Annotated in this window: 4 protein-coding genes and 2 pseudogenes; 2 read left to right on the top strand and 4 right to left on the bottom strand. The window is 71.1% G+C overall.

Features of this window, described 5'->3' with window-relative positions:
• A pseudogene (locus tag EAO75_RS46410) lies at positions 1 to 209 on the top strand (hypothetical protein); the annotation flags it as partial.
• Here the strand turns inward: EAO75_RS46410 and EAO75_RS00155 are convergent.
• The 4 genes from EAO75_RS00155 to EAO75_RS00140 form a co-directional block, all read right to left on the bottom strand.
• Entirely contained in the window at positions 128 to 1,333 is a 1,206-nt protein-coding gene (locus tag EAO75_RS00155) for an alpha-L-fucosidase (RefSeq protein ID WP_147992973.1), read from the bottom strand. The pseudogene EAO75_RS46410 and the gene EAO75_RS00155 sit on opposite strands and share 82 nt — an antisense overlap.
• Positions 1,333 to 4,380 (bottom strand): alpha-mannosidase, encoded by a 3,048-nt coding sequence (locus EAO75_RS00150; protein ID WP_147992972.1) that lies wholly within the window; start codon positions 4,378 to 4,380, stop codon positions 1,333 to 1,335. Before EAO75_RS00150 ends, EAO75_RS00155 begins: the two co-directional genes overlap by 1 nt.
• Before the next feature lie 89 nt (positions 4,381 to 4,469).
• On the bottom strand, positions 4,470 to 5,810 hold the full coding sequence (locus tag EAO75_RS00145; protein ID WP_147992971.1) for a 6-phospho-beta-glucosidase: 1,341 nt from the start codon (positions 5,808 to 5,810) through the stop codon (positions 4,470 to 4,472).
• A complete protein-coding gene (locus EAO75_RS00140) occupies positions 5,807 to 6,571 on the bottom strand; it encodes a DeoR/GlpR family DNA-binding transcription regulator (protein ID WP_147992970.1) in 765 nt (254 codons plus the stop codon). The genes EAO75_RS00145 and EAO75_RS00140 overlap by 4 nt, the downstream gene beginning before the upstream one ends.
• Positions 6,572 to 6,722: 151 nt before the next feature.
• On the opposite strand from EAO75_RS00140, the pseudogene EAO75_RS00135 reads away from it, so the two are divergent.
• Positions 6,723 to 7,698: pseudogene (locus EAO75_RS00135) on the top strand (carbohydrate kinase family protein); the annotation flags it as partial.
• Positions 7,699 to 7,868 lie beyond the last annotated feature (170 nt).

Genomic DNA, 7,868 nt, shown 5'->3' with positions numbered 1-7,868 from the left:
CCATCCCGCAGGAACACGTCGCCATCCCGCAGGAACACGTCGAGCGCCTGGAGGGACTCGGCGACTGGATCGCGAAGCACGCGGAGGCGGTGTACGGCACCGAGCGCGGCCTCCCGGCCGGCCACCACTACGGCCCGAGCACCGTGGCGTGCGGGTCGAGGTCCGCCCCGGTGGGCGGTTCGATCCAGAGCACCCCGGGCGTCTCGTGAAGACCGCCGGTCATCCGGTGGGCCAGTTCCCGGCCGCTGCCGAGCACCGTGATCCGGCGTACACCACCGAGCAGTCCACGTACGTTGATCTCGGCGCGCGGGGCGTCGAAGAGGATCAGGTACAGGGTGCGGCGGTCCTTGGAGAGGGTGCTCGGGCCGTAGTGGTGGCCGGCCGGGAGGCCGCGCTCGGTGCCGTACACCGCCTCCGCGTGCTTCGCGATCCAGTCGCCGAGTCCCTCCAGGCGCTCGACGTGTTCCTGCGGGATGGTGCCGTCCTCGCGGGGGCCGACGCTGAGCAGCAGGTTGCCGCCCCCGCCGATCGTCTCCGTGAAGTACCGGATCAGCTGGTCGACCGACTTGTGGTGGTGGTCGTGGTGCTGATGGCCCCAGGAGTCGTTGACCGTCAGGCACAGCTCCCAGGGCCCCTCGGGCGGGACGACCGGGGCGCCCTGCTCAGGCGTCGCGTAGTCGCCCTCGCTGAGCATGCGGGCGTTGAAGACGACGTCCGGCACCTCGGAGCGGATCAGCGCGGCCAGCTCGGGGATGCGCCACTGCTCCTCACTGCGGTCCCACTCGCCGTCGAACCACAGCAGGTCCGGCTTGTAGCGGGACGTCAACTCCCGTATCTGGCCGTCCCGGTAGACGAGGAAGCGTTCCCAGGCGTCCAGGTCCTCGTCCTCGGCCGCGACCTCGGAGTACCGGTTGTCCTCCAGCTCCGGCGGGCGGCCGGGCTTGCGCGTGGAGGCGTAGTCGGGGTGGCTCCAGTCCGAGTGGGAGTAGTAGAGGCCGACCTTGATGCCCTGCTCGCGCAGGGCGTCCGCGTAGCCGCCGATCAGGTCGCGGCCCACGTTCAGGTCGCCGTGGGCCGTGTCCCACAGGGCCACGCCGTCGTGGTGGCGGCTGGTGAGGACGGCGTACTTGGCGCCGGCCCGCGCGAAGAGCTTCGCCCAGTCGCGCGGTTCGTAGCGGGCGGCGGTGAAGCGGTCGAACTGGGACATGTACCGGTCGTACGGGACGATGTCGTCGTAGAACGACCAGGACTCCTGGACGCCGTCGACGGCGTAGATGCCCCAGTGGATGAAGATCCCCAACTTGGCATCGGAGAACCAGGGTTGTATCGCCATCAGTGCACCTCGGCGCGCTGGAGGCGAAGGGTCAGCACCTGGAAGGGGCGCAGCGTGACCGGCACTCCGCCGTCGATCTCGGCGGCCTCCAGCGGGCGTTCCAGGAGGTCGGTGATCTGGGCGCCGGCCAGCGGGAACCCGGTGCGCACGACGCCCTGTGCCCGGCCGCCCCGCGACTCGTAGAGCCGCACCACGACGTCGCCGGACTCGTCGTCGGCCAGCTTGACCGCCTCGACGGTCACGCCGTCCCCGTCCACGGAGACGACCGGCTCGGGCGCGCCCGCCGCGTCCGCCACCCGCAGCGGCAGGTTGAGGGAGTAGCCCTCGGCGACCGCGTCCTCGATGCTCGCGCCGGGGAGCAGGGAGTAGGTGAAGCGGTGCATGCCCTGGTCGGCCTCGGGGTCCGGGACGCGCGGGGCGCGGACCAGGCTGAGGCTGACCCGGGTCGTCGTACCGCCGTCCTCGCGGACCGTGCGCGAGACGTCGTGGCCGTACGTCGAGTCGTTGATGACCGCGACGCCGTAGCCGGGCTCGGCGATGTGCACCCAGCGGTGGCCGGAGACCTCGAAGCGGGCCGCCTCCCAGCTGGTGTTGGTGTGGGTGGGCCGCTGGATGTGGCCGAACTGGATCTCGGCGGAGGAGTGCGGGGCCCGGATGTCGACCGGGAAGCCCGCCTTGAGGATCTTCTCGGCCTCGTGCCAGTCGATCTCGGTCTCGAAGTCGATACGGGGGCTTCCGGCGCGGACCGTGATCGTCTGGGTGAGCTTCGACCCCTTGCCGAAGGAGCGGGTGACACGGATCGCGCCGAGGAGGGGGTCCTCTTCGACGACGGTCAGCGACTCCGTCTCCAGCAGGTCCTTGTAGCGGTTCTTGTAGTGCTTGTCGATGTCCCAGGCGTCCCAGTAGTTCGGGAGGTCGGTGTGCAGACGCAGCAGGTTGCCCTTGTCGGCGAGGACTTCGCGGCCGGCACGCAGATCCCGTACGGAGGCGAGCGTGCCGTCTGGCGCCACCTCGACACGCACCAGGCCGTTGTCGAGGACCCGGCCCTCGACCTTCACCGGCTGCGCGGGCTCGGCGCCGGTCAGCGGCGCGCTGCCGCTCGCGGGCACCTCCACGTACGCCGGTGCGCCGTCGGCCGTACGGACCACCTCGGCGCGCTCGTACGGGCTCGTGTTGAAGACGCGGGCCCGACCCCCGCCCAGTGCCGCGACCGCCTCGGCCGTCAGCGCCTCCAACTCCTCGGCCACGCGGGCGTATTCGGCCTCGGCCTCACGGTGCACCCAGGCGATCGAGGAGCCCGGCAGGATGTCGTGGAACTGGTGCAGCAGGACCGTCTTCCACAGTCGGTCCAGCTTCTCGTACGGGTAGGCGTATCCCGGCGCGTGCAGCGCGGCGGTCGTCGCCCACAGCTCGGCCTCGCGCAGCTTGTGTTCGCTGCGCCGGTTGCCCTGCTTGGTGCGGGCCTGGGAGGTGTAGGTGGCGCGGTGCAGCTCCAGGTAGAGCTCGCCGTTCCAGACCGGGGCGTCCTCGTACTCGGCGCGGGCCTTGGCGAAGAACTCGTCCGGGTGCTCGATGACGACCTTGGGCGAGCCCTCCAGATCGGCGAGCCGGCGCGCCCGCTCCATGATCTCGCGGGTGGGGCCGCCACCGCCGTCGCCCCAGCCGAAGGGCGCGAGGGAGCGCGAACCGCCGCCCTTCTCGGAGTAGTTGCGGACCGCGCGGTCCATCTCCTCGCCGCTGAAGCGGGCGTTGTAGGTGTCGACCGGCGGGAAGTGGGTGAAGATGCGGGTGCCGTCGATGCCCTCCCACCAGAAGGTGTGGTGGGGGAACTTGTTGGTCTGGTTCCAGGAGATCTTCTGGGTCAGGAACCACTCGTTGCCGGCGAGCTTGGCGAGCTGCGGGTAGGCGGCGGTGTAGCCGAAGGAGTCCGGCAGCCAGACGCCCTTGGTCTCGACGCCGAAGTGCTCGATGAAGAACCGCTTGCCGTGGATGAGCTGGCGGGCGATGGCCTCGCCGCCGGGCAGGTTGCCGTCGGCCTCGACCCACATGCCGCCGACCGGCGCCCACTGGCCCTTCTTCACGGACTCCTGGATCCGGGCCCAGACGTGCGGGTAGTTCTCGCGCACCCACTCGTACTGCTGGGCCTGGGAGCAGGCGAAGATGAAGTCGTCGTACTCGTCGGCGAGCGACGTGACGTTCGAGAAGGTGCGGGACGTCTTGCGCTTGGTCTCGCGGATGGGCCACAGCCACGCGGAGTCGATGTGCGCGTGGCCGACACCGGAGATCGTGTGCGCGCTGGCGTGCGCGGGCCTGGCCAGGACGGGGGCGAGTACCTCGCGTACGGCCGCGGCGCTGCCCGGGATGTCGTCCAGGTCGAGGACGTCCATGGCCCGGTCGAGGGTGTGCATGATCTCGTGGCGGCGCGGCTCGTGCTCGCCGAGGTGGACCATGAGCTCGCGCAGCACCTGGAGGTCCAGGTCGAGGTGCCAGACCTGCTCGTCGAGGATGGCGATGTCGGCGCGCTGGAAGGTGTACAGCGGCTTGTCGCCGGCTGTCAGCACGTCGCCGAGCGGGGTGGGGGCCGCGAAGTCGTTCGCCAGGATGTCGGGGTTGGAGGCGGCCTCGACCAGGTAGTCGATCTCCTCGCCGCCCGCGACCGGGTTGCCGATCGGCACGTACTGGTTGAGCGGGTTGACCGCCTTGAGGGGGCGGCCGTCGGGCAGGTGCACCAGGGCCTCGGCCTGGTTGCCCGGCCAGTCCCCCACGAAGCCGAGGTCGATGACCGCCTCGACCCGCCGCCCGGCCCACTCGGCGGGCACCCGGCCGCGCATCCGGAACCATGTGGTGCCCCAGGGCGGGCCCCACGGGGTGTCCATCGCGAAGGGCGTGTACCGGGCGGCCGCGGCCTCCTCGAAGGAGACCGGCTCACCCGGCGCCTGCCAGGCCTCGACCTCGAAGGGGACGGTGGCCGAGTAGATCGCGGGCTTGATGCGCTGGTTGTGGACGCGCTCGACGCGTTCCTCGATCCGGCGGCGTTCGTCGTGCATCAGGGTCTCCAGGGAGGGAGAGAACGGAGGGGAAGCGAGTGGGAAGCGACGGGTGAGCGACGGAGTGGAAGCGCTTTCCGAGGCCGGCGCTACTTAAGGTACGCGAGGCCGGGATGCACCCCGGTGTAGCCCTCGACCAGCCTGCGGGCGACGCCCACCGAGTCGACCAGCGGGTGCAGCGCGAAGGCCTTCACCGCCGTCGTACGCGAACCCGACTCGGCGGCGGCCAGCACCTCCCGCTCGACCGCCTTGACCGAGCAGACGAGGCCATTGGCGTGGTCGGGCAGCGGGGCGACGGCGACCGGGTGGGCGCCGTTGGCGTCGACCAGGCAGGGCACTTCGATGACGGCGTCGGAGTCGAGCACCGAGAGCGTGTTCTGGTTGCGGACGTTGAGGATCAGGGTCGTGCGCTCGTCACGGGCGATGGCCCGCATCAGCGCGAGCGCCACCTTCTCGTAGCCGCCGGAGAGGTCGTCGGCGTCGCGCTCGCCGGCGCCGGCCGTCTCCCGGTTCTCGGACATGTACGTGGCCTCGCGCTCGGCGCGGGTGCGGTCCCAGGCCTGAAGCGCGGAGACGTCCGGGTTGCGCATCTGCTCGTAGAAACCGGCCTGCTGGTCGCGCAGGAAGGCGCCGCGGGTCCTGTCGGCCTGCTGGTAGGCGCGGACGGCCTCGCGGTTGAAGTAGTAGTAGTGCAGATACTCGTTCGGGATCGCGCCGAGCGACTGGAGCCAGTCGACGCCGAAGAGCTTGCCCTCCTCGAAGGAGCCGAGCAGGTCGGGGTCGGCGAGCAGGCGCGGGAGCTCGTCGCGGCCGGCGACGCGCAGGCCGCGCACCCAGCCGAGGTGGTTGAGGCCGACGTAGTCGATCCACGCCTCGCCCGGGTTCTTCACGCCGAGCACCCGGGCGATACGGCGGCCGAGGCCGACCGGCGAGTCGCAGATGCCGATGACGCGGTCGCCGAGGTGGCGGGACATGGCCTCGGTGACCAGGCCCGCCGGGTTGGTGAAGTTGATGACCCAGGCGTCCGGCGCGAGGCGGGCCACGCGCTGGGCGATGTCGACGGCGACCGGGACCGTGCGCAGGCCGTAGGCGATGCCGCCCGCGCCGACCGTCTCCTGGCCGAGGACGCCCTCGGCGAGCGCGACCCGCTCGTCGTTCGCCCTGCCCTCCAGGCCGCCCACGCGGATCGCCGAGAAGACGAAGTCGGCGCCGCGCAGGGCCTCGTCGAGGTCGGTCGTGGCGCTCACCGTGGGGGCTTCCGGCACCCCGGCCGCCTGCTCGGCGAGCACGCGGGTCACCGCGGTGAGCCGCTGTCCGTCCACGTCGTGCAGCACGACGTGGGTGACCCGGCCCTCGGCGCGGTCCGTCAGGAGCGCCCCGTACACGAGCGGTACGCGGAATCCGCCGCCGCCCAGAATCGTCAGCTTCACGTCTGCACCTTTCCCGCCACGACGACCTCGACGCCTGCCTCCTGCAAAGAGGCCCGCGTCACCGTGTCGACCGGCGCGCTCGTCACCACCACGTCCAGGTCCTCGGGACCGCACACCTTCGCCATGCCGTGCCCGGGGAACTTCGCCGCGTCGGCGAGCAGGACGACCTTGTCACTCGACTTGATCATGGCCCGCTTGACCGGCACCTCGACGACCGTGGTGTCCATGACCTGCCCGCCCGGCCGCACCCCGCTGGTCCCGAGGAACAGCCAGTCGGCGTGCAGCTGGCGCAGATTGTCCTCGGTGAGGAAGCCGACCAGGGAGCGGTACTCACGGCGGACCATGCCGCCGAGCAGCACCAGCTCGATGCCCTCGTCGTCGGCGAGCTCCTCGTAGACCACCAGGTTGCTGGTGATCACGGTGAGCCGGCGGCCGTGCAGCTGGCGGGCCAGCCGGAAGGCGGTGGTGCCGATGTCGAGCAGCACCGACTGACCGTCTTCGACCATCGCCGCGGCGTGCGCGGCTATGGCGTCCTTCTCGGCCACGCGCACCTCGGCGACCTCGGCGAAGGGCTGGTCGCCCTCCTCCACGACCGCGCCGCCGTGCACCCGCGTGAGAAGGCCGTCCTCCTCCAGTTTGAGCAGGTCACGCCTGATCGTGGCCGGGCTCACACCCAGCTGCTCGGAGAGATCGGTCACGGCCGCGGGGCCACCGGCGCGCAGGGCCCGCAGGATGAGTTGGTGTCGTCGTTCTGCCAGCACGGCGTGAACACTACTCGTCATCTTCAATCATCGCCATGCTCATTTCTGCTCGGGTATTGACCAATCCCGCGGAGCGGCGCACGATTCCGGTCACCGAAATGAAGAGTTTTGACGAGCTCTCCGAGCGGGTCCTGAGCGAGAGGACACTTCCGTGGACGACGACCGGCCTGATGTGCTGCTGACCGGGCTGCTCTTCTACGACCTCGTCCTCACAGGTCTCGGCAAGCCGCCAACACCGGGCGAGGAGATCTGGACGGGCGGCATGGGCTGCGGCCCCGGCGGCATCGCCAACCTGGCGGTGGCCGCCGCCCGCTTCGGCCTGCGGACCTCGCTGGCCACGGTGTTCGGCGACGACCTGTACGGCGAGTACTGCCGGGACATCCTGTGCGACCAGGAGGACATCGACCTCTCGCTCTCCCGGACCGCGGACGGCTGGCCCACCCCCGTCACCGTCTCGCTCGCCTACGGCCACGACCGGGCGCTCGTCACCCACGGCCAGGAGCCCCCGTACTCGCAGGACGTGCTGATGGGCGACCCGCCCGAGGCACGCACCGCCCTCGTGCACATCGAGGCCGAACCGCGCGAGTGGCTGGCCAAGGCCGCCGCGAACGGCACCCACATCTACGCCGACGTCGGCTGGGACCCCACCCAGCAGTGGTCGACCGACCTGCTCGACCAGCTCGCCCTGTGCCATGCCTTCCTCCCCAACGAGACCGAGGCCATGGCCTACACCCGCACCGACAGCGCGGTCGCGGCACTCGGCACGCTCAGCGAGCTGGTACCGGTGGCCGTGGTGACGCGAGGCGGTTCCGGCGCTCTCGCCGTCGACCAGACGACCGGCGAGTACGCGGACGTGCCCGCTCTGGACATCGATGTCCTCGACGCCACCGGCGCCGGGGACGTATTCGGGGCGAGCTTCGTCGCGGCGTCGCTGGGCGGCTGGCCACTGGAGGAACGGCTGCGGTTCGCCGTCCTCGCCGCCGGGCTGTCCGTCCGGCATCACGGCGGAGCCCTGGCCGCCCCCGGCTGGTACGGCGTCGACCACTGGTGGCGCTCCCTGACCGACCCCGAACTGAAGCGGGCGTACGCGACCGGGGGACCGGGATCCGTCGGGAGCCGGTCCGCCAGGAAGCCGTCGGTCAGGGAGCGCCACCAGTGGTCGACGCCGTACCAGCCGGGGGCGGCCAGGGCTCCGCCGTGATGCCGGACGGACAGCCCGGCGGCGAGGACGGCGAACCGCAGCCGTTCCTCCACGAACCGCAGCCGTTCCTCCAGTGGCCAGCCGCCCAGCGACGCC

Origin of the sequence: Streptomyces sp. UW30, assembly GCF_008042075.1 — a bacterium.
In the GTDB taxonomy this organism is placed as follows: Bacteria; Actinomycetota; Actinomycetes; order Streptomycetales; family Streptomycetaceae; genus Streptomyces.
This window is presented reverse-complemented; position numbering and strand designations above follow the sequence as displayed.

Bases quoted from the DNA above. Each gene is read 5' to 3' on its own strand.
- EAO75_RS00155 (WP_147992973.1), bottom strand. From the start codon at position 1,333: ATGGCGATACAACCCTGGTTCTCCGATGCCAAGTTGGGGATCTTCATC.
- EAO75_RS00150 (WP_147992972.1), bottom strand. From the start codon at position 4,380: ATGCACGACGAACGCCGCCGGATCGAGGAACGCGTCGAGCGCGTCCAC.